Annotated in this window: 14 protein-coding genes; 9 read left to right on the top strand and 5 right to left on the bottom strand. The window is 70.5% G+C overall.

Annotation, left to right across the window (positions count from 1 at the left end; genetic code table 11):
- The first annotated feature begins 1 nt into the window (after nucleotide 1).
- Complete coding sequence (locus ACZ6CV_RS28320) at nucleotides 2-574, top strand: dihydrofolate reductase family protein (protein WP_469253511.1); 573 nt, start codon at nucleotides 2-4, stop codon at nucleotides 572-574.
- Between the two features lie 52 nt (nucleotides 575-626).
- The gene (locus ACZ6CV_RS28315) at nucleotides 627-1,631 is read left to right on the top strand and encodes a YdcF family protein (RefSeq protein ID WP_469253509.1); all 1,005 of its coding nucleotides are present in this window, start codon (nucleotides 627-629) and stop codon (nucleotides 1,629-1,631) included.
- A 301-nt stretch (nucleotides 1,632-1,932) separates the two neighbouring features.
- On the opposite strand, the gene ACZ6CV_RS28310 is transcribed toward ACZ6CV_RS28315, so the two are convergent.
- The gene (locus tag ACZ6CV_RS28310) at nucleotides 1,933-3,102 is read right to left on the bottom strand and encodes a LacI family DNA-binding transcriptional regulator (protein ID WP_469253507.1); all 1,170 of its coding nucleotides are present in this window, start codon (nucleotides 3,100-3,102) and stop codon (nucleotides 1,933-1,935) included.
- Between the two features lie 357 nt (nucleotides 3,103-3,459).
- Between ACZ6CV_RS28310 and ACZ6CV_RS28305 the strand changes: the two genes are divergently transcribed.
- The 4 genes from ACZ6CV_RS28305 (at nucleotide 3,460) to ACZ6CV_RS28290 (ending at nucleotide 9,217) form a co-directional block, all read left to right on the top strand.
- Nucleotides 3,460-4,440: an ABC transporter permease gene (locus ACZ6CV_RS28305; RefSeq protein WP_469253506.1), complete on the top strand. Its 981-nt coding sequence runs from the start codon at nucleotides 3,460-3,462 to the stop codon at nucleotides 4,438-4,440.
- 1 nt (nucleotide 4,441) lies between these two features.
- Nucleotides 4,442-5,341, top strand: a complete 900-nt coding sequence (locus ACZ6CV_RS28300) for an ABC transporter permease (protein WP_469253504.1) — start codon at nucleotides 4,442-4,444, stop codon at nucleotides 5,339-5,341.
- Nucleotides 5,338-7,473 carry a dipeptide ABC transporter ATP-binding protein gene (locus ACZ6CV_RS28295; RefSeq protein ID WP_469253503.1) on the top strand — a complete coding sequence of 712 codons (2,136 nt, stop codon included), beginning with the start codon at nucleotides 5,338-5,340 and terminating at the stop codon, nucleotides 7,471-7,473. Before ACZ6CV_RS28300 ends, ACZ6CV_RS28295 begins: the two co-directional genes overlap by 4 nt.
- Nucleotides 7,474-7,534: 61 nt before the next feature.
- On the top strand, nucleotides 7,535-9,217 hold the full coding sequence (locus ACZ6CV_RS28290; RefSeq protein WP_469253501.1) for an ABC transporter family substrate-binding protein: 1,683 nt from the start codon (nucleotides 7,535-7,537) through the stop codon (nucleotides 9,215-9,217).
- On the opposite strand, the gene ACZ6CV_RS28285 is transcribed toward ACZ6CV_RS28290, so the two are convergent.
- From ACZ6CV_RS28285 to ACZ6CV_RS28275, 3 genes are all read right to left on the bottom strand, one after another.
- Nucleotides 9,178-11,646 carry a glycoside hydrolase family 3 C-terminal domain-containing protein gene (locus tag ACZ6CV_RS28285; protein WP_469253500.1) on the bottom strand — a complete coding sequence of 823 codons (2,469 nt, stop codon included), beginning with the start codon at nucleotides 11,644-11,646 and terminating at the stop codon, nucleotides 9,178-9,180. The two genes, ACZ6CV_RS28290 and ACZ6CV_RS28285, sit on opposite strands and share 40 nt — an antisense overlap.
- A 44-nt stretch (nucleotides 11,647-11,690) precedes the next feature.
- Nucleotides 11,691-13,451 carry a discoidin domain-containing protein gene (locus ACZ6CV_RS28280; protein WP_469253498.1) on the bottom strand — a complete coding sequence of 587 codons (1,761 nt, stop codon included), beginning with the start codon at nucleotides 13,449-13,451 and terminating at the stop codon, nucleotides 11,691-11,693.
- A gap of 136 nt (nucleotides 13,452-13,587) precedes the next feature.
- A complete protein-coding gene (locus tag ACZ6CV_RS28275) occupies nucleotides 13,588-14,700 on the bottom strand; it encodes a DUF1996 domain-containing protein (RefSeq protein ID WP_469253497.1) in 1,113 nt (370 codons plus the stop codon).
- A gap of 353 nt (nucleotides 14,701-15,053) precedes the next feature.
- Here ACZ6CV_RS28275 and ACZ6CV_RS28270 point away from each other — a divergent pair, with 353 nt between their 5' ends.
- The 3 genes from ACZ6CV_RS28270 (at nucleotide 15,054) to ACZ6CV_RS28260 (ending at nucleotide 18,629) form a co-directional block, all read left to right on the top strand.
- Nucleotides 15,054-16,832 carry a coagulation factor 5/8 type domain-containing protein gene (locus ACZ6CV_RS28270; protein WP_469253495.1) on the top strand — a complete coding sequence of 593 codons (1,779 nt, stop codon included), beginning with the start codon at nucleotides 15,054-15,056 and terminating at the stop codon, nucleotides 16,830-16,832.
- 203 nt (nucleotides 16,833-17,035) lie between these two features.
- Nucleotides 17,036-17,992 carry a trypsin-like serine peptidase gene (locus tag ACZ6CV_RS28265; RefSeq protein ID WP_469253493.1) on the top strand — a complete coding sequence of 319 codons (957 nt, stop codon included), beginning with the start codon at nucleotides 17,036-17,038 and terminating at the stop codon, nucleotides 17,990-17,992.
- 112 nt (nucleotides 17,993-18,104) lie between these two features.
- Complete coding sequence (locus ACZ6CV_RS28260; protein ID WP_469253491.1) at nucleotides 18,105-18,629, top strand: GNAT family N-acetyltransferase; 525 nt, start codon at nucleotides 18,105-18,107, stop codon at nucleotides 18,627-18,629.
- Nucleotides 18,630-18,683: 54 nt separating this feature from the next.
- Here ACZ6CV_RS28260 and ACZ6CV_RS28255 read toward each other — a convergent pair whose 3' ends face one another.
- Nucleotides 18,684-19,235 carry an AAA family ATPase gene (locus ACZ6CV_RS28255; protein WP_469253490.1) on the bottom strand — a complete coding sequence of 184 codons (552 nt, stop codon included), beginning with the start codon at nucleotides 19,233-19,235 and terminating at the stop codon, nucleotides 18,684-18,686.
- Nucleotides 19,236-19,478 lie beyond the last annotated feature (243 nt).

The raw sequence follows: 19,478 nt of genomic DNA, 5'->3' as shown, positions 1-19,478 counted from the left end.
CATGCGCACCCTCATCAGCACCGCCTTCGTCTCGCTCGACGGCGTGGTGGAGGCCCCGGGCGGCGAGCCGGGCTACCGGAACTCCGGGTGGACGTTCAAGGACGTCGAGTTCCTCCCGGAGGCGTACGAGATCAAGGGCCGGGAGCAGCAGGAGGCCGCCGCGATGATGCTGGGCCGCGCCAGCTACGAGGCGTTCAGCGCCGTCTGGCCCGACATGGCGGAGTTCGCGCGGTACAAGGTGCTGCCGAAGTACGTCGTCTCCACGACCCTCGACGAGAAGGACCTGGTGGAGAACTGGGGCGAGACCACGATCCTGCGCTCGCCGGACGACGTCGCCGCGCTCAAGGAGACCGAGGGCGGCCCGATCATCGTCCACGGCAGCGCCGCCCTCAACCGGAGCCTCTCGGACGCGGGCCTCATCGACCGCTATCACCTGCTCGTCTTCCCCCTGCTGCTCGGGGCGGGCAAGCGGCTGTTCAGCGACACGGACAAGGACGCCCAGAAGCTGCGCCTGGTCGAGCACGAGGTCTACGCCAACGGCCTGCAGAAAAACGTCTTCGACGTCGTCCGCTGAGGCCCGGACGACCGGAGACCTGAACCATCGGAAACTCGGAGACCCTGTGCGGATGGTCATCTACGCCCCGGCGGCGCTGCTGTTCCTCGTCTTCTGCTGGCGCATGGTGCGCGAGCGCCGCCGGTTCGGCAACGCCGTACTGCTCGGCCTCGCCGCCCTGTGCGGGCTCGCGGCGTGGATGTACCAGCTGGTCACGGCGGGCTCCACATCGGGGCGGGTGGTGGCCGCCGCGCTGCTCGGCCTCGGCGCGCTGGGCATCCTCGTCCTCGTCTGCCTGCTCTTCCTCAACGGCCTGAACATGGTCCGCAAGGAGGGCAGGAGCCCCACCAATCTGCTCTCCCTGATGGGCGCGGTGTGCGTCGTCGCCGTCGTGGCCCTCGTGATCACCGCGGCGGTGTTGCGCACGCCCGTGCTGGTCGGGGTAGGGGTGGCGGCGCTGGGGCTGGCCTGTTACGTCTCGTTCCTGTTCCTGAGCTTCGTCGTGTACGCGTTCCTGTACGGCCGCATGCGGATCCGCCGCAAGGCCGACTTCGTGGTCGTCCTGGGGTCCGGCCTCATCGGCGGCTCCAAGGTGCCCCCGCTGCTCGCCAGCCGGCTCCTGCGGGCCCAGGAGGTGCACACGCTGCTCAGCAAGCGCGGCGGCGCACCCGTGCTCATCGCCTCCGGGGGTCAGGGGCCGGACGAGGAGCTGCCGGAGTCCCACGCGATGGCCGACTTCCTCACGGAGCGCGGCTTCCCCGCCGACCTGATCGAGCGGGAGGACCGGTCGACGACGACCGAGGAGAACCTGCGGTTCAGCAAGGCGATCATGGAGAAGACCGATCCCGGCTACCGGTGCGTCGTCGTCACGAACAACTACCACGCCTTCCGTGCCGCGCTCACGGCGCGCCGGGTCGGCGTACGGGGGCAGGTGGTGGGCTCGACCACGGCGGCGTACTTCTGGCCCAACGCGACGATCCGCGAGTTCGCGGCCGTCCTCGTCGCCTACAAGCGGACGAACATCGCCATGAGTCTGTTCTTCGTCCTCTGCGGGGTCCTGGCCTGGGCCACGCGCTGACCGGAACGCCGTCCGAGATGTGTCGGAGACAGCCGTCCGAGGCCTCTCGGAGAAAGCCGTCCGAGATCTCTCGGAAAAGATCCGTGTAACCCCATCCGTCGTGGGCAGTCGCACCAGTGCAGGGGTGACATCCTGCTGGGGCCGCTGAGAATGGTCAGTGGGCGGCCCACCTCCGAGCTGAGCGGCCGCGCCTTCGTGGGACAGGGACGCGGCCGCTCACGTTCTGTCCGGGACCCGGCGCCACCGTGAGCGGCAGCCCTCAGTCCGGGGGTGGCAGCCCTCAGGCCGTGCGCGTCAGCCCTCAGGCGGAGTCCCGCACCACCAGCTCCGGCTCGAAGATCAACGAGGTCGGCTCGGTGCGGGTGCCCTGCACGTGTTCCAGGAGCAGCCCGGCCATGGCGGCCGTCATCCTCTCGACCGGCTGCCGCACCGTGGTGAGCGGCGGCCGGCAGGTCAGCGCCACGCTGGAGTCGTCGAAGCCGACCACCGCCACGTCCTGCGGCACGCGCCTGCCCCGCTCGCGCAGCAGCTCGCACACGCCCTGCGCCATGAGGTCGTTGGCCACGAACACCCCGTCCAGCTCCGGGTGCCCGGCCAGCAGCCGCGCCATCGCCTCGGCGCCGCTCTCGCGGGTGAAGCCACCCTCCGCGATCGGTACGTGCGCCGTCCCCGCGCGCTCAAGCGCCGCACGGAAACCGGCGAGCCGCTCGCGTCCCGCCGGCAGGTCGAGCGGGCCGGTGACGCTCGCCAGCGCGCGCCGGCCCCGGGCCAGCAGATGCTCGGCGGCCAGCCGCCCGCCGTCCCGGTGCGCCAGGTCGACGTAGCTGATCGGGGTGGGCCGCGCGGGCCGCGCGAAGCACACCGCGGGCAGCCCCTCGGCCACCAGCATCGACGGCAGCGGGTCCGCGGCGTGCGTGGAGACCACGAGGGCCCCGTCGGCGCTGCCCTGCCGGAGGAAGGCGGTCACCTGCCTCCGGGCCGCCTCGGTCTCGGCGACCATCAGCACCGGGTGCATCGAGCGCGGCCGCAGGAAGCCGACCACGCCGCTGACGACCCGGCCGAAGAAGGGGTCGGCGAAGACGCGGGCGGCGAAGGTGTTCTGCGGGGCGTCGTCGTCTGCCCCATACGGGGCCTCGTCGTCCGCCCGATACCGGGGGTCGTCATCCGCCCCGTACCGGGGGTCGTCGTCCGCATCGTCCGGGCCGGCGTCGGTGGCTGCGTCCCCGGACGTCCGGGGCTCGCTCTCCTCGCCCGCGCCCGAGATGACCAGGGCGATGGTCTCCGTACGCCGGGTGACCAGGGAGCGTGCCGCCCGGTTCGGCGCGTAGCCGGTGCGTTCGATCGCGGCGCGCACCACGTCCCGGATGGCCGGGTCGACGTTGCGGACGCCGTTGATCACCCGTGACACGGTCGCCCGGGAGACGCCCGCCTCCCGTGCCACGTCCTCGAGCGTCAGCGACCGTCTCTCCATGCGTGCACTCTAACTTCCCTTCCACACACGGAGATAGAGCGCTCTCCGGGTCCGGGCCGGGTACGGGACGCCGCAGAGACCGGCACGTCAGGCCCGTCGCCGCGCACCCGAGATCATTTTTGCTTCACCAACATTGCGATCTCTACGGCAGCATTGCGGCCTCATGGCGAAAGGGCCCAAAACCTGGCGCGGCCCCCCCAGTGCGGATCAAGCTGACATTCACCTCCTTCGAGGCAGCGTTCCGTATCCGTACGTCACCCGTACGTCCCAGAAAGCTCCACCACACATGTACTCGACCTGTCCCTCCGGCGCCGTCCCGGCGCGTCCCGCGCGTGTGGTGAGGGGGCGGTTCCTGCCATGCGCTATGTAGTGCGCAAGGCGGGTGGCTGGCTCCTGATGATCGCGGTCGCGACCAACGCGACGTACTTCCTGGCCAGTTGGCTCCTGGACCCGCGATCGAACTACAAGGAGTTGCGCCCCGCCCGCACCGAGGAACAGATCGGCCGGGCCCTCGCCCCGTACAACCTCGACCCCGGCGTGCCGGTGGTGCAGCGGTGGTGGAACTGGCTCACTTCGGTGGTAGTCGACTTCGACTGGGGCACGTCGCCCACCGGTGTCTCCGTCAACGGCGAGGTGGGCTACCGTGCGCTCGTCAGCGCCGAGTTGGTCGTCACCGCGACCGTGCTGTCCGTCGTGATCGGCGTCGCCCTCGCCGTCTACACAGCGTCCCGCCAGTACGGTGTGGCCGACCGCGTCTCACAGGCCATATCCATCGCGGTGTTCAACGTCCCGACACCCGTCGCCGCGCTCGCCGTGGTCTTCGTCGCCATCTGGCTCAACCAGCATGCCGGGCTCGACTTCCTCTACGTCGCCGGGGAGAACTCACCCGACGTGGAGGGGCTGCTCCCCACGATCGGTGACCGGCTCCTCCATCTGATTCTGCCGACGCTCACGCTGACGCTGATGGGTTACGTGGGCTACCACCTGACGCAGCGTTCGCTGCTGCTCGACACGATCAACGCCGACTTCGTGCGTACCGCCCAGGCCACCGGCCTCACCCGCGGGCAGGCCGTCCGCAGGCACGCCCTGCGTGCCGCGCTGATCCCGACGGTGGCCTCCGTGGCGTTCAGCGTGCCCGCCATCTTCACCGGAGCCGTCATCACCGAGACGGTCTTCGGCTGGAACGGCATGGGCCGGTACTTCGTCCAGACCATCAGCAAGAACGACGTGCACGGCACCGTCGCGACGGCCGCGTTCGCCGCGGTGCTCACCGCGATCGGCGCCATCCTCGCGGACATCGCCACGGTCTTCCTCGACCCTCGGGTGCGGGTGAGTTGACATGGCGACAGCAATCGACACCGTCCAGCCGCCCGGAGACCTCGGCCGCGGCCGGCTCTACCTGCGACGCTTCCTGCGCAACCGCCTCGCCGTGGCCGGGGTCGTGATCTTCGTACTCCTCGTGCTGTTCAGCCTGTTCGGCGGCCTGTTCACGCCCTACACCCACTCCGACGCCGACTTCACCGCGCTCACCCGGCCGCCGAGCGACGTGCACTGGTTCGGCACCAACCAGGGCGGCAACGACATCTACGCGAGTGCGGTGCACGGTCTGCGGCGGTCGCTGGTGATCGCCGTGAGTGTGTCCGTACTGACCATCGTCGTCGCGGCGGTCATCGGCTCCAGCGCCGCCTATTTCGGCGGCCGGGTGGAGAGGCTGACGCTCGCCGTCATCCACTTCCTGCTGATCGTCCCCTCGTTCCTCATCCTCGCGCTGGTCTCCAACCGCCTGGCCGGTGACTGGCGTGCCCTCATCCTCGTGTTGACCGTGTTCGGCTGGATGTCCACCGCCCGGGTCGTCTGGTCCGTCTCCACATCGCTGCGCGAACGGGACTACGTGAAGGCGGCGGAGTTCATGGGCGTCCGCCCGCTGCGCATCGTCCTGCGCCACATCATCCCCAACCTCGGCTCCCTGCTGATCGTCAACCTGACGCTCGGCGTCGTCGCGACCGTGCTCAGCGAGACCGCCCTTTCGTTCCTCGGATTCGGCGTCCAGACCCCGGACGTCTCCCTCGGCACGATGCTCGCCGATGGGGCGACCACCGTCACCAGCGCCCCTTGGCTCTTCGCCTTCCCAGCGGGTCTCGTCGTCCTGCTCACCGTGTCGATGACCTTCATCGGCGACGGGCTGCGCGACGCCCTCGACCCCACTTCAGTGACCGGCGCGGCGGGAGGCCGACGATGACGACACTCACCAGCCCCCTGCACGACCACCCGGCTTCCACCGCCGACGTCACGCCCGTGCTCTCCGTACGGGACCTGCGGATCTCCTTCCCCTCCGAGGCCGGACCCGTCGAAGCGGTGCGCGGTGTCAGCTTCGACCTGCTGCCGGGCCGGACCCTCGGCATCGTCGGCGAGTCCGGCTCGGGCAAGTCGGCCACCGCGATGGGCGTCATGGGCCTGCTGCCGCCCACCGCCGACCTGCGCGGGAAGGTGCTGCTCGGCGATCAGGACCTGATCGGCCTCGACGACCGGGCACTGTCGCGGGTGCGGGGCGCATCCATCGGCATGGTCTTCCAGGACCCGCTGTCCGCGCTCACCCCCATCTTCTCCGTGGGCAGGCTGCTCTCGGACGCGCTGCGGGTCCACCAGGACCTGTCCAGGAAGGCGGCCTGGGAGCAGGCCGTCGAACTGCTCGACCTCGTCGGCATCCCCGACCCGCGGGGGCGTGCCTCGGCCTTCCCCCACGAGTTCTCCGGCGGCATGCGCCAGCGCGTGGTCATCGCCTTGGCGATCGCCAACCGGCCGAGGGTGCTGGTAGCCGACGAACCCACCACCGCGCTCGACGTCACGGTGCAGGCGCAGATCCTCGACGTACTGCGCCTCGCGCAGCGGGAGACCGGCGCCGGGCTCGTCCTGATCACCCACGACCTCGGCGTCGTGGCCGGTCACGCGGACGACGTCGCCGTCATGTACGCGGGCCGCTTCGTGGAGAAGACGGACGTGCACACGCTGTTCCGCAGGCCGACGATGCCGTACACCGCACGGCTCCTCGCCGCCGTGCCGACCGTGGACGGCGGGGTCCGCCGGCCCCTCGTACCGATCGGTGGGGAGCCGCCCGCCCTGTCGGACCTGCCGGACGGCTGCCCCTTCGCGAGCCGGTGCGCCGTCGCGCTCGACGCGTGCGGCTCCGACGAACCGGAGCTGCGCCAGGTCGCCGGGCACGGGGACGTGGCCTGCCTGCGCGCGGACGAGATCGCCGCCGGCACGCTGGACCCCACCGGAGGCGTCGTATCCGTCGGCCGGGAAGCGGGCACGAGCCGTGCCACGGGCGGCGACGTGGTGCTGCGCGTCGAGGACCTCGTCAAGACCTTCCCCGTCACCAAGGGCGCGTTCATCAAGCGCCGGGTCGGCACCCTGCGCGCGGTCAACGGGGTCAGCTTCGAGCTGCGCGGCGGAGAGACGCTGGGGCTGGTCGGCGAGTCGGGCAGCGGCAAGACGACGACGCTGATGGAGGTCCTGCGGCTGCGACGCCCCGAGGGCGGCCGGATCGAGATCGCGGGGCAGGAGGTCGGGGCGGCGGGCAAGGACGCCGGTGCCCCGGTGGGCGCCACGGTCACCTCATCCGGCCCCGGCGGACGCGCACGCACCCTGCGCCACGACGTGCAGATCGTCATGCAGGATCCGATGGGCGCCCTCGACCCGCGCCTGACCGTCCACCACCTGCTCGCCGAACCCCTGCGGGCCGTGGGCCGCGACCGTGACACGGTCCGCTCCCGCGTCCACGAACTCCTGACGCTCGTCGGCCTCGACCCCTCGGTGAGCGACCGCTTCCCGACCGCGCTCTCGGGAGGCCAGCGCCAACGCGTCGGCATCGCCCGCGCCCTGGCCACGGACCCGAAGCTGCTCGCCCTCGACGAACCGCTCTCCGCCCTGGACGTGTCGGTGCAGGCCGGCGTGATCAACCTGCTCGGCCGGCTCAAGCGCGAACTGGGACTCGCCTACCTCATGGTCGCCCACGACCTCGCCGTGGTGCGCTACATCTGCGACCGCATCGCGGTGATGTACCTCGGGCACATCGTCGAGACCGGCGACACGGAGACGCTCTTCTCCGACCCGAAACACCCCTACACCAAGGCCCTGCTGTCGGCGATCCCCGTACCCGACCCGGAGCGCGAACGTGCCCGCGAACGCATCGTCCTGGAGGGCGAGCAGCCGCGTGCCACGAACCTGCCGCCCGGTTGCGTGTTCGTCGACCGGTGCCCCTTGTACCGCCTCGCCGACGACGACGTCCGGGAGCGCTGCCGCACGGAACGCCCCGCGCCCAGGGCGGTGCCGGACCAGCCGGGCCACGCCTACGCCTGCCACGCCGCGTAACGGCGGCACACGTCCAACTCCCCTTTCGACACGCCACACTTCACCTCAAGGACCCTTCCTCATGCGCGCAAGACTTGCCCTGCCCGTCGCCCTCGTAGCGGCCATCTCCGTCACCGCCACCGCCTGCCAGTCCCCATCCGGTGACGGCACCGCGGCATCGAACGCGAAGAACACCCCGGCCTCCGCCTCCGGAGCCGCCGACTACAACCCGACGCCGTACGACGAGGTCAGGGACGGCGGGACCTACACGACGGTGGGGACGTTCGACGAACAGGGCAACCCCTTCAACGTCAACGGCACGCTGACGGCCTCCCGGGTGTGGGCCTGGTACAACGCCAACGCGATCACCTTCTCGCCGACCGGTGAAGTGCGGTACAACCCGGACTACTTCAGCGATGTGAAGGTGTCCGTGCGGGGCGGCAACCAGCGGGTCGTCCTGACGCTCAACAAGAAGGCCGTCTTCAACGACGGAACGCCGATCGACTGGACCGCGATCAGAGCCACCTGGAAGGCCAACAACGGTTCCGACAAGGACTTCGCGGCGTCGTCCACGGACGGCTACGACCGGATCACCGACGTCGCGCGGGGCAAGGACGACAAGCAGGCCGTCATCACCTTCAAGGGCGTCGACGCGGCCTGGCCGAGCCTGTTCAGCACGTTCCTGCATCCGAAGGCGGCGAAGGTCGACACCTTCAACAAGGCGTACGTGAAGAAGGCGCACCCCGAGTGGGGCGCGGGCCCGTACACGGTCGGCAAGTGGGACACCCACTCGGGCAACATCACCTTCGTCCGCAATCCGAAGTGGTGGGGCAGGAAGGGCAAGCTCGACAAGCGGGTCTACGTGAACCTGGAGTCGACCGCGGCGGTCAACGCCTTCAAGAACGGCCAGCTCGACTATGTCTCCGCGGTCGACGCCGAGAGCCTCAAGCAGGTGAAGGGGCTCAAGGGCACCGAGATACGCAGCGGCGGCAGCCCGTTCGAGTACTCGCTGAACTTCAACACCAAGTCGTCCGTCCTCGGGGACAAGGCGGTGCGCAAGGCGATCCAGGAGAGCATCGACCGCACCCAGATCGCGAAGATCCAGTTCCAGGGCCTGGACTACAAGGAGCCGCTGCCCGGCTCGGCGGTGCTCTACAGCTTCCAGGAGGGGTACGAGGACAACGTCTCGGCGATCCTGAAGTACGGTCCCGACCGGGCGAAGCAGGACCTCGACGCGGCGGGCTGGAAGCCGGGGAGCGACGGGGTCCGGGAGAAGGGCGGCAAGAAGCTCGAGGTCGGATACACGCTCCTCGGCGACGACCCGCTGGGCAAGGCCACCGCCGGTGCGCTTGCCGCGATGCTGAAACCGGTCGGCATACGCCTGGTCATCAAGAAGGCGGACGACGCGGACTTCTCGCACATCATCAACGAGCGCAAGTTCGACCTGTTCCTCTCGGGCAACCGCTCCATGGACCCCTTCGGGACCCGCTACCTGTGCGACACCTACTGCTCGGACCGTGACTCCAACATCACCGGGGCCGGGTCCCCGGCGCTGGACAAGGAGATCCGCGCCACGGCGGACATCGCCGACCTCGGGCGGCAGACGACGGCGGTGAACAAGGTCGAGCGGAAGGCGCTCCAGGAGTACGCCAAGCTCCCGCTGTACAGCGGCCCGTCGACGTACAGCGTCAAGAAGGGTCTGGCGAACGTGGGCGCGACCATCTTCTACAACCCGCTGCCCGAGACGGTGGGTTGGGAGAAGTAGCCCTCCTGCACGTCCACGGTGGTGGCGAGGGGCAGGTCGCCCGCGGAGCGCCCCGCGAGCACCGAGAACCGGCCCGCCTCGATCCGCCAGGATCCCGCCGGAGTCGACCAGTGCCGCAGGGCGCGTCCCGGGACGCGCACCACCGCCTCCACCGTCTCGCCCGGCGCCGCCCGCACCGCCGTGTAGCCCGCGAGCCAGCGCACCGGTCGCTCCACCGCAGACCCCGGCCTGGACAGATACAGCTGGACGACCTCGCGCCCGGAGCGCTCACCGGTGTTGCGCAGCCTGACCCGTACGCGGAAGTCGTCGCCCGCCACCACCGTGGCCGGTGCCTCGACGTCGTCGTACGCCCAGGTCGTGTAGCCGAGCCCGTGTCCGAACCAGTACGCGGGCGAGCGTCCGGCGCGCAGCCACGCACGGTGGCCCATGTGCAGGTCCTCGGCGTAGGTCACGGCGTTCCGGTCGGGGTGGGTGGTGGCGACCGGGGCGTCGTCCAGGCGGGCGCCCCAGGTGGTCGGCAGCCGGCCGCCCGGTTCGGTCCCGCCGAAGAGGACGTCGGCGAGCGCGCCGCCCGCCTCCTGTCCGGGGAACCAGGTGAGCAGCACGGCGGCGACCGCGTTGCGCCAGGGCAGTTCCACCGGTGCGCCGGCGTTGACGACGACCACCGTCCGCCTGTTGGCGGCCGCGACGGCGGTGACCAGGTCGTCCTGGTGGCCGGGCAGGGCGAGCGAGCTCCGGTCGTGGCCCTCGGCTTCCGCGCCCTCGGCGGTTCCGACCACGACGACCGCCACGTCGGCCCGGCGCGCCGTCTCGACGGCCTCGGCCAGCGCCTCCTGCGGATCGGGGTGGGGCGGCCCGGCGGTGACGACGGTGGCGCGGCCGGTGTCCGGGGCGAGTTCCCGTCGGGCCACCACGAGCACCGGCTCGGTGCCGCCGAGCTCCGCCCGTCCGTACTGACAGGGCGGGGTGACGTGCTTGACGGCGGGGTCGTCGGTGCGGCACGGGAAGTCGCCGTCCACCACCGGCCGCCCGTCGACGGTCAGCGTCAGCCGGCCGAAGCCGCCGACGCCGAAGGTCCACGCGCCCGGGGCCGTCGGGATCAGCAACGCCCTGACCTCCACGGTGTGCGCTCCCGGTGGGGTCGGCGGCTCCAACTGGCGCCCGGTGGCGCGGTGTTCGGCGTGGAGCTCTCGGCCTTCGGGGTCCAGGAGCCTGACGAGGACGCCCGACTCCCCCGTACGCGGGTCGACGCAGTTCGAGGTGTCCAGCGGGGGCGGCGGGGCGCCGACGGCCGGGCCGGGGGCGTGGAGGACCCGAGCCCGGCCGCGCAGGTGGTCGCGGATTCCGGCCAGGGGCGTGACGATCCGCTCCGGGTAGACCCCGGCACTGCCACCGCCCTGCACCTGAGGCCGTACCGCATGGGCCCCGATCACCGCGATGGTCTTCAACTCCTCTGCTGCCAGGGGAAGTAGCCCGTCGTTGGACACGAGGACCGTGCCGGCCGCCGCGGCGCGGCGCAGCAACCGGCGGGCGGACACGGGCGGCGGGACGGGCGCGGCCGGAGTACGGGCGGGGTCGAGTGCGCCCACCCGGTCGGCCAGCCGCAGGATCCGGATCACCTTGTCGTCGACGGACGCCAGGGGGACGCGGCCCGCGCGGACGGCTTCGAGCAGCGCCTCGGCCCACGGGCCGCCGGGCCCCGGCATGACGAGGTCGAGGCCGGCGGTCGCGGTGTCGACGGTGGTGCGGACCGCGCCCCAGTCCGAGAGCGCCACCCCGTCGAAGCCCCAGTCGTCCTTCAGGGGCCGCGCGAGCAGCGGATGGGCTGTCATGGTGGTGCCGTTGACGCCGTTGTAGCCCGCCATCACCGCCCATGCCCCGGCCCGTACCGCCGCCTCGAAGGGGGCGAGGTACACCTCCCGCAGGGTCCGCTCGGCCACCCGGACGTCCACCGTCATGCGGCCCGCCTCGGAGTCGTTGGCCACGTAGTGCTTGGCGGTGGCGGCGACGCCGTGCGCCTGGATGCCGCGGACCAGGGCGGCCCCGGTCCGGCCCGCGAGCTCCGGGTCCTCGGAGAGGCATTCGAAGTGCCGGCCGGCCACCGGCGAGCGGTGCAGGTTCAGCGTGGGGGCGAGCACCACGTGCACGCCCTTGCGCCGGGCCTCCCGCGCGAGCAGTCCGCCGAGCTCCTCGACGAGCGGCTCGTCCCACATGGCCGCGAGCGCGGACGCCGACGGCAGCAGCGCCGACGTCTCCCGCTCGTCCCAGGCCTCGCCCCGTACCCCGGCGGGCCCGTCCGAGGTCACCATCTCCCCCAGGCCGACGGCCGGTTCGGCGTGGGTGCGCCAGGTCGTCGCGCCGGTCAGCAGGCGCACCTTCTGCTCGGTGCTCAACTTGTCGAGCAGCCGGAGGAGTTCCTCGTCGTTCATCGGGACCGCCTTGTTCTCGTCGTTCTCGTCGCGGGCGGGCTTGTTCAGCGATAGACACCGAACTCGTAGAGCGAGTAGCCCCATCCGGTGCCGCGGGCGGTGCCGTTGACGCGGACGTAGCGGCCGGTGCCGCTGACGTCGAAGTCGTCGATGCCGCCGTTGCCGTCACGCACCTCGTGGACGGTGCGCCAGTTCTGCCCGTCGTCGGAGGTCTGGATGGTGTAGACCTTCGCGTACGACGTCTCCCAGTTGAGCTGGACGTGCCTGAAGGACTGGGTGGAGCCGAGGTCGACCTGGAGCCACTGGGGGTCGCTCCAGTCGCTGGCCCAGCGCGTCGTCACCTTGCCGTCGACGGCCGCCGCGGGGGTGCAGGGGCAGTCGCCGCCGCCGTTCTGGTGGGAGGAGGCAGTGGCGGTCTTGCCGAGGGCGATGTTCGTGCCGTTGACGGGCGGGGCCACGACCCGCACCGAGCGCGTCTCGACGCCGACGTTGCCCTTGCCGTCGGTGACCTTCACATAGATCTTCCAGACGCCCGTGCGGTCGGGCGCGGTGGCCTTCAGCCGGCCGGAGCCCAGGTTCGTGAGGCGCAGCGGCGTCAGGTTCTTGTCCTGGTCGATGTACATGCTGTTGGCGAGGACCTCGTAGGACAGGGCGTCCCCGTCGGGGTCGGTCGCCTGGGTGGCGAGGGTCAGCGCGCCGCCCGCGGGGACCTTGGCGGCGTCCCCTTCGATGCTCAGCTGAGAGATGACGGGCGGGGTGTTGTCGTGCGAGGTGTCGCCTCCGTAGGCCTTCTTCACCGCGTAGTACGACAGGCGTTTCTGGCCCGCGGGCAGCAGGTTGAACCAGATGCCGCCGAAGTCGTACTCGGTGCCGTAGTGGAACATCGTGGCGCCGAGCGCGACGCCCTTGTGGCCGGTGACGCAGTTCCAGGCCTTGGTGTACCCCTCTGCCTTGGCCCGGTCGGTGGGCTCCGCCGGCACCCCGTTGGCGTCGTCGGGGACCTCCCACTCCCCCGCGGGTCCGGTCTCGGTGACGATGTACGGCTTGGTGTAACCGCCTTGCTCCCAGGTGGACTTGATGTCGCACACCGCGTTGTAGGAGTTCACCGCGTACAGATCGAGGTCCGGGGCGTTCCTCTTGTAGTAGGGCCAGGCGCCGGTCCACGCGTCGGTGGAGGTGACGGGGTGGTTCGGGTCGACGGAGTGGATCTTCTTGGCGATGTCGTTGACGAAGGTGGTGTAGGCGTTGCGCTGCCGTTCCAGTTCGTCACCCGTGTAGCAGTTCTGCAGTCCGAGCACCGACTCGTTGCCGACGTTCCACATCAGCACACCGGCGTGGTCCTTGTAGGTCTGCACCCACTTGGGGAACTCGTCGAGCATCTGGTTCTTGTACGTGGTGTCGGTCAGGTAGTTGACGCAGCCGCCGCTGCCCGGGCCGCCGCCCGGCTGCAGCCAGAAGCCCGCGATCACCTTGACGCCATGGGCGGCGGCCGAGTCGAACAGCGGCTTGCTGGAGGCGTCGGTGCCCCAGGTGCGGATCGTGTTGACGCCCATGGACTTGAGGTCCGGCATGTACTTGTCGGCGTCGGCGACGCTCGGGCCCCAGGTCAGGCCCTTGACCTGATAGGGCGAACCGTTCACCGAGAGCTGCCAGTTGCCCTGGGAGCCGGTCACCTTGACCACGTTGCCCGCGGCTCCGGCCTGCTGGGCGGGGAGTGCGAGACAGCCGGTGGCGAACAGGGCGACCGTGAGCGGAACGGCCAGGCGGCGGCCGCCCGTTGGTCGGCGCGCGGGGATCGAAGGCATGGGGGATCTCCTGACGGGGGTGAGGAGCAGGCTTGCGAGGGAGGTGGTTCCGGGGTGCGACACGGAACCCGGGGAGAGGAAGGGGCCGAGAGAGGCCGGGGGCGGCCCGGGGGAGCCGGGCCACCCCCGGCGTGGGTCACGGCAGCTCGTAGTTCTCGTCGAGCGCCGCGCCGGCTTCGGGGTGCGTCTCGTCGTACCCGCGGGCGTTGCACTGCAGACCGCCGACGACGCAGTGGTCGACCAGTGCCTTGAGCGTCGCGGGGTCCCACGCGTTGAAGAAGTCGTAGTGGAACGAGTGGCCCGCGCCGCTGGCCAGTCGTACCTGCGAGAGATCGCCGTTGACCGGGAACGCCATCTTGAACTCGATCATCGGCAGCGCGACCGGGTGGGACGCCGGGCAGACGTTGTCGTTCGTGCCGGCCTTCACCTGCGGATAGGCCATGTGGCTCTGGTGGTCGGGAGAGTCCAGGTGCACACCGTCCCAGCAACTTGGCGCCTGGAAGCGGATGTTGAGCTGAGTGGACTGCGTGGAGGGACAGTTCTTGGGGATGTCGACGTTGAAGTAGCTCTCACCGCACTCCCAGCCCTCCACGAAGCCGGGGTGGTGACGGAACTCGTCCGCGGACTGCATGGGGCTGCCGACGACATAGCGCAGCCCTTCCGGGAACGGACGCACGCTCGTGTAGTCGGTGACGCCCGCCTTGTAGTAAATGGTCTGCGGGCCGATCGGCAGCACCGGCTCGTCGCCCTTGAACAGGGTGGGCATCCAGTACGCCGACTTGTCGCCCGGCGCCTTGCAGGCGGTGTTCCCCTGCTTCAGGGAGTCCGTGGTGCTGCGGGCGTCGGTCGTCGTGTTGCCCATGAAGGTGTGGTCGTGGGACTTGCCCGGCTGGCCCGGGTAGACGATCGGGTCGTCCGGCCTGGTGTGCGTGACCGAACAGTTGGCCTGGAACTCGTGGAAGTACCGGTGGGGCGGGTCCTTCAGTGCGGGTTTCACGTCGGTGACCGGGGACTTCGCCGGGATGAAGCCGTCGCCGTCACGGTCCTCGGCGGCCGGGACGGTGGACGCCGCCATGGCGTGGCCCGCCCGCTGCGGGGAGTGCGCCGCGTGCGCGGACCCCGCGCCGGCCGCACTCGCCGGTACGGGGGCGGCGTCGGCGCCCAGCGCCATGCCGCCCACCCCCAGCGAGGTCACCAAGAGCGCGCCGGATACCAGTAACCCTGAGATGATCTTCGATCTCCGTGCCATGGAGACCTCCTGCCACGTCGGAAGGAACTGCCTTGGGGGACCTTGCGAGCGCATCGGGAGAGCGCTCTCCCGTTTCCGGAGTGTTGCGGTCCTGGCGTGACCGTGTCAATAGAAAGTGAACGCTCGACACTCCCCCCGGCTTCCGGCCTCCGGAGCGTGGCCTCTCCGCCGTCACGCCTGCACCGACTCGGCCCAACTAGCCGACTTCATACGTTTTTTGACGCTTCAACAGCGAGAACATCCGTCACTACAGAGCTACCTCTTGACGCGCCCTTCACGCGGATGAACTATTCCCGGTCAAGAGAGCGCTCCCACGGCCCCTGATCGTTCACTTCCTGAAACAGGAGAGCCCCATGCCAACCTCCCCCACACGCCGCACGGTTCTGGGCGCGATCGCCGCGTCGGCCGCCGCCGCGAGCCTCGCCCCCACGACCGCCGCCGCCTCCCCGGACTCGTCCACCGCCGCCCGGACCTCCGCCAAGCGTCTTCCCGGCGGCGGCGACCTCGGGCCCAACGTGATCGTCTTCTCGCCGTCCACCTCCGGCATCCAGGCCAGACTCGACGAGATCTTCAAGCAGCAGGAGAGCGCGCAGTTCGGCACCGGGCGCTACGCGCTGCTGTTCAAGCCGGGCACGTACAACGGCCTCAACGCCCAACTCGGCTTCTACACCTCGATCGCGGGGCTCGGCCTCTCCCCCGACGACACGTCGATCAACGGGGACGTGACGGTCGACGCCGGCTGGTTCAACGGCAACGCCACCCAGAACTTCTGGCGTTCGGCGGAGAACCTGGCGCTCACTCCGGTCAACGGCACCAACCGGTGGGCCGTGGCGCAGGCGGCCCCCTTCCGCCGCATGCACATCAGGGGCGGCCTCAACCTCGCCCCGAACGGCTACGGCTGGGCCAGCGGCGGCTACATCGCCGACAGCCGGATCGACGGCAGCGTGGGCCCCTACTCGCAGCAGCAGTGGTACACCCGGGACAGCTCGGTGGGCGGCTGGGTCAACGCCGTCTGGAACATGGTGTTCTCGGGGGTGCAGGGCGCGCCGGGGCAGAGCTTCCCGAACCCGCCGTACACCACCCTGGAGACCACGCCGATCTCGCGCGAGAAGCCGTTCCTGTACCTCAACGGCTCGGAGTACCGGGTGTTCCTGCCGGAGAAGCGGACCAACGCGCGCGGGACGACCTGGGGCAACGGCACGCCCCGTGGCACCTCGCTGCCCCTCACCCAGTTCTACGTCGCCAAGCCCGGCACCAGCGCCGCCACGATGAACGAGGCCCTGGCCCAGGGGCTCAACCTCCTGCTGACGCCCGGCATTTACCACGTCGACCGGGCGATCGAGGTCAACCGCGCCGACGCCGTCGTGCTCGGTCTCGGCTACGCCACGCTGGTGCCCGACGGCGGCGTGGCCGCGATGAAGGTCGCCGACGTGGACGGGGTGCGGCTCGCCGGGTTCCTCATCGACGCCGGCCCCGTCAACTCCCCCGTGCTGCTGCAGGTCGGGCCCCGCGGCGCGAGCAGGGACCACTCCGCGAACCCGATCACCGTCCAGGACGTCTTCATCCGCATCGGCGGCGCGGGCCCCGGCAAGGCCACGGTCAGCATGGAGGTCAACAGCCGCCACACGATCGTGGACCACACCTGGGTGTGGCGCGCGGACCACGGCGCCGGCGTGGGCTGGGAGACCAACCGCGCCGACTACGGAGTGCGCGTCTACGGCGACGACGTCCTGGCGACCGGCCTGTTCGTGGAGCATTTCAACAAGTACGACGTGCAGTGGTTCGGCCAGCGCGGCCGCACGGTCTTCTTCCAGAACGAGAAGGCGTACGACGCGCCCAACCAGGCGGCCGTCCAGGACGACAACGTCAAGGGGTTCGCGGCCTACAAGGTCGAGAACTCCGTGACCTCCCACGAGGGCTGGGGCCTCGGCAGCTACTGCAACTACACGTCGGACCCGTCGATCCGCCAGGACCACGGCTTCGCCGCGCCGAGGACGTCGGGCGTGAAGTTCCACGACCTCCTGGTCGTCTCCCTGGGCGGCAAGGGCCAGTACGAGCACGTCATCAACGACACGGGCGCCGCCACGTCGGGCACGTCGACGGTGCCGTCGACGGTGGTCTCCTATCCGTGACCCGGCTTGTGTCACAGCTCGTCGACACGGCTCGGTGGTGACGCAACCTGTGTAATGGGTTCTCCGCTCCAGCAGTGCGGGTCCGGCGGTGCGGACGGCGGCTCGGCTTCGGCCCTTCCGCCGTCCGCGTCCGCCGTGTCCGGCGCGTCTGCCGCACCCATCGCACTTGTCGCACCCGCCGCACCGTCAAGGAGACCACTGCTGTGACCGAGACTTCCGCCCTCGTGGCCCGTCGTCATCTTGTCCGGGCCACGAGGTTCGCCGCCGTCGGCATGGCCCTGGCTCTCGCCGTCCCCGCCCCGGCGACGGCGGCACCGACCCCGACCAAGCCTGCGGCCACGGCCAAGGCCGAGGCGAGCCGGATGCGGGCCGCCGCCGGACCCGTCTCCGTACTGAAGTACACCGCCCAGGAGCGCACGGAGGCCCTCTCCTACTGGACTCCCGGCCGCATCAAGGCCGTGGGCGAGTCCGTCGATCTCGGCCCGACCGGGCCGAAGGCCAAGCCGTGGCGGGGCCCCACCCTGAAGACCGTCGGGCGGCTCTTCTTCGTCAACGCGGGCGGTGCCGACACCTGGTGCACGGCCACCGCGGTGAACAGCGTCAACCGCTCCGCCGTCATGACGGCGGCCCATTGCGTGCGCCGGGGCTCCTCGCCCGCCAACACCAACGTCGCGATGGTCTTCGTGCCCGCGTACCACAAGGGCACGATGCCGTACGGCGCGTTCGCGGTGCGCCAGGCGGTGACCCCGCGCGCCTGGGAGACGGACTCCACCGACGACCTGGCCACGCTGGTCGTGGACGCCGGCAAGGACGGCAAGAAGCTCACGGACGCCGTGGGCGGCACGCCCGTCGCCTTCGACCGGCCGGTCGGCGGCACGATCTCGGCCCTCGGCTACTCCGCGACCCGCCCGCAGCTCGGCGAGGAGCTCCTGCGCTGCGCCGGCCCGGCGCAGAAGGAGGGCACCACCCAGGCCATCCCCTGCGACATGAGCGGCGGTTCCAGCGGCGGCCCGTGGCTGGCGGACTTCGACGCCGCCACCGGCAAGGGCACCCTGGTCTCCGTCAACAGCGCGCTGGACTCCCTGGAGCCGACCAAGATGTACGGGGAGATCTTCGGGGCCACGGCCCAGAAGGTGTACGACCGGGCGCAGCGCGCCTGACCCGGCACGGCCACCTCATGCGCCCGCCCACGCCTGCCTACGCATGCCTTATGACGTGGATCACGCCGAAGGCCCGTAGCGGGACGTGGCGGCGCGTGCGTTTACTCGGGGCATGATCCGAGGCGTACACCTCCGCCCCGTGGCGGAAGAGGACCTGCCCCTCCTGCACGCGCCGCACGCCACCGAGCCGGAATCCGGCGCGGCCTTCGACTGGTTCGGCTTCTCCGGTGCCGGTGCCCGGCGGCAGAGGTGGGCGGAGGACGGTCTGCTGGGGCCGGACTCCGGCGTGCTCGTGGTCGCCGACGACCAGGAGTTCCTCGGATCCGTCGGCTGGCGGCGGAACCCCTTCGGGCCGCTCAACCACGGCTGGAACATCGGCATCGGGCTGCGGGCGGAGGCGCGCGGACGAGGCGTCGGCACCCAGGCGCAGGTCCTGCTCTCCCGGTACCTCTTCGCCCACACCGAGGTGAACCGCGTCGACGCGCACACGCACGTGGAGAACATTGCTGAGCAACGGGCCCTGGAGAAGGCCGGGTTCACCCGAGAGGGCGTCATGAGAGGCGCCCAGTTCCGTAACGGCGCCTACCACGACATGGTCGTGTACAGCCTGTTGCGCAGGGAAGTCATCCTGGACTGAGGCCGGGTGGGCGGAGCCGACCGGCGAGCGCACGCCGGCATCACCCCTCCGGCATCAGCCCTTCGCCACGATGGCGTCCACCGTCTCGTCGAGGGACTGCTCAGAGCTGTCGAACCACTCGCCCTCGCCCGCGAGTTCGGCGCGCATCGCCGCGTCCAGGAACGACCAGTCGTCCGCGAGGACCTTGTCCCGTGCGGTGAGCCGGCCGGAGACGACCTCCACCGACGGCGCGAGCACGATCAGGCGCAGCGGCAGACCCTTCAACTGCTCCCGGTAGAAGTCGAGATGCGCGCGCCGCACCACCACGTCGTCGATGACCGGGACGACACCCGCGGCATGGAAGCTGCGGGCGAGCACCGCTCCGTTGCGCGCGCGGAGCAGCAGCTGGCGGTCGGCCTCCCGGTCCTCCTCCGGCTTGGGCAGCCGGTTCCCGGAGACGATCAGGTCGTGCAGGTGGTCGCCCTCGATGTGGGCGCCGAGGGGGAACCTCCGGGCCAGTTCCGCCGAGACCGAGCTCTTGCCCGAGCCCGGAATGCCGACGACGAGAAAGACGTGCGGGGCCGGCTCGGTGTCGACGGCCTGCCCCTGGAACGACGTTTCCGGCATGTACCCCTGCTCTTCCGCTCGCCTCGATCCGGTGCGAATGCAACGGCGCGCGAAGGGATTCCCTTCACTTCGCCCACACAATCTGCACCTCGATCTTTACCCAACGGTTGATTACTGGACCAACCCCCAGCTGAGGGGCGGTTATTACTCATTCTTTGGCAGAATTTTGCCCTGACATCCAACCGTAATGCGATGGCAAAGTGGAGGACACGACGGCCGCCCAGGCTGTTCGTCACCAACGAC

The organism is Streptomyces sp. NPDC041713, from assembly GCF_055591085.1.
The sequence above is the reverse complement of the archived record's forward strand: the minus strand, read 5'-3'. Positions and strand labels throughout refer to the sequence as shown.

What these genes read in the sequence shown, in the direction of transcription:
- ACZ6CV_RS28320 (WP_469253511.1), top strand. Translation starts at nt 2, where the DNA reads ATGCGCACCCTCATCAGCACCGCCTTCGTCTCGCTCGACGGCGTGGTG.
- ACZ6CV_RS28315 (WP_469253509.1), top strand. Translation starts at nt 627, where the DNA reads ATGGTCATCTACGCCCCGGCGGCGCTGCTGTTCCTCGTCTTCTGCTGG.
- ACZ6CV_RS28310 (WP_469253507.1), bottom strand. Translation starts at nt 3,102, where the DNA reads ATGGAGAGACGGTCGCTGACGCTCGAGGACGTGGCACGGGAGGCGGGC.
- ACZ6CV_RS28305 (WP_469253506.1), top strand. Translation starts at nt 3,460, where the DNA reads ATGCGCTATGTAGTGCGCAAGGCGGGTGGCTGGCTCCTGATGATCGCG.
- ACZ6CV_RS28300 (WP_469253504.1), top strand. Translation starts at nt 4,442, where the DNA reads ATGGCGACAGCAATCGACACCGTCCAGCCGCCCGGAGACCTCGGCCGC.
- ACZ6CV_RS28295 (WP_469253503.1), top strand. Translation starts at nt 5,338, where the DNA reads ATGACGACACTCACCAGCCCCCTGCACGACCACCCGGCTTCCACCGCC.
- ACZ6CV_RS28290 (WP_469253501.1), top strand. Translation starts at nt 7,535, where the DNA reads ATGCGCGCAAGACTTGCCCTGCCCGTCGCCCTCGTAGCGGCCATCTCC.
- ACZ6CV_RS28285 (WP_469253500.1), bottom strand. Translation starts at nt 11,646, where the DNA reads ATGAACGACGAGGAACTCCTCCGGCTGCTCGACAAGTTGAGCACCGAG.
- ACZ6CV_RS28280 (WP_469253498.1), bottom strand. Translation starts at nt 13,451, where the DNA reads ATGCCTTCGATCCCCGCGCGCCGACCAACGGGCGGCCGCCGCCTGGCC.
- ACZ6CV_RS28275 (WP_469253497.1), bottom strand. Translation starts at nt 14,700, where the DNA reads ATGGCACGGAGATCGAAGATCATCTCAGGGTTACTGGTATCCGGCGCG.
- ACZ6CV_RS28270 (WP_469253495.1), top strand. Translation starts at nt 15,054, where the DNA reads ATGCCAACCTCCCCCACACGCCGCACGGTTCTGGGCGCGATCGCCGCG.
- ACZ6CV_RS28260 (WP_469253491.1), top strand. Translation starts at nt 18,105, where the DNA reads ATGATCCGAGGCGTACACCTCCGCCCCGTGGCGGAAGAGGACCTGCCC.
- ACZ6CV_RS28255 (WP_469253490.1), bottom strand. Translation starts at nt 19,235, where the DNA reads ATGCCGGAAACGTCGTTCCAGGGGCAGGCCGTCGACACCGAGCCGGCC.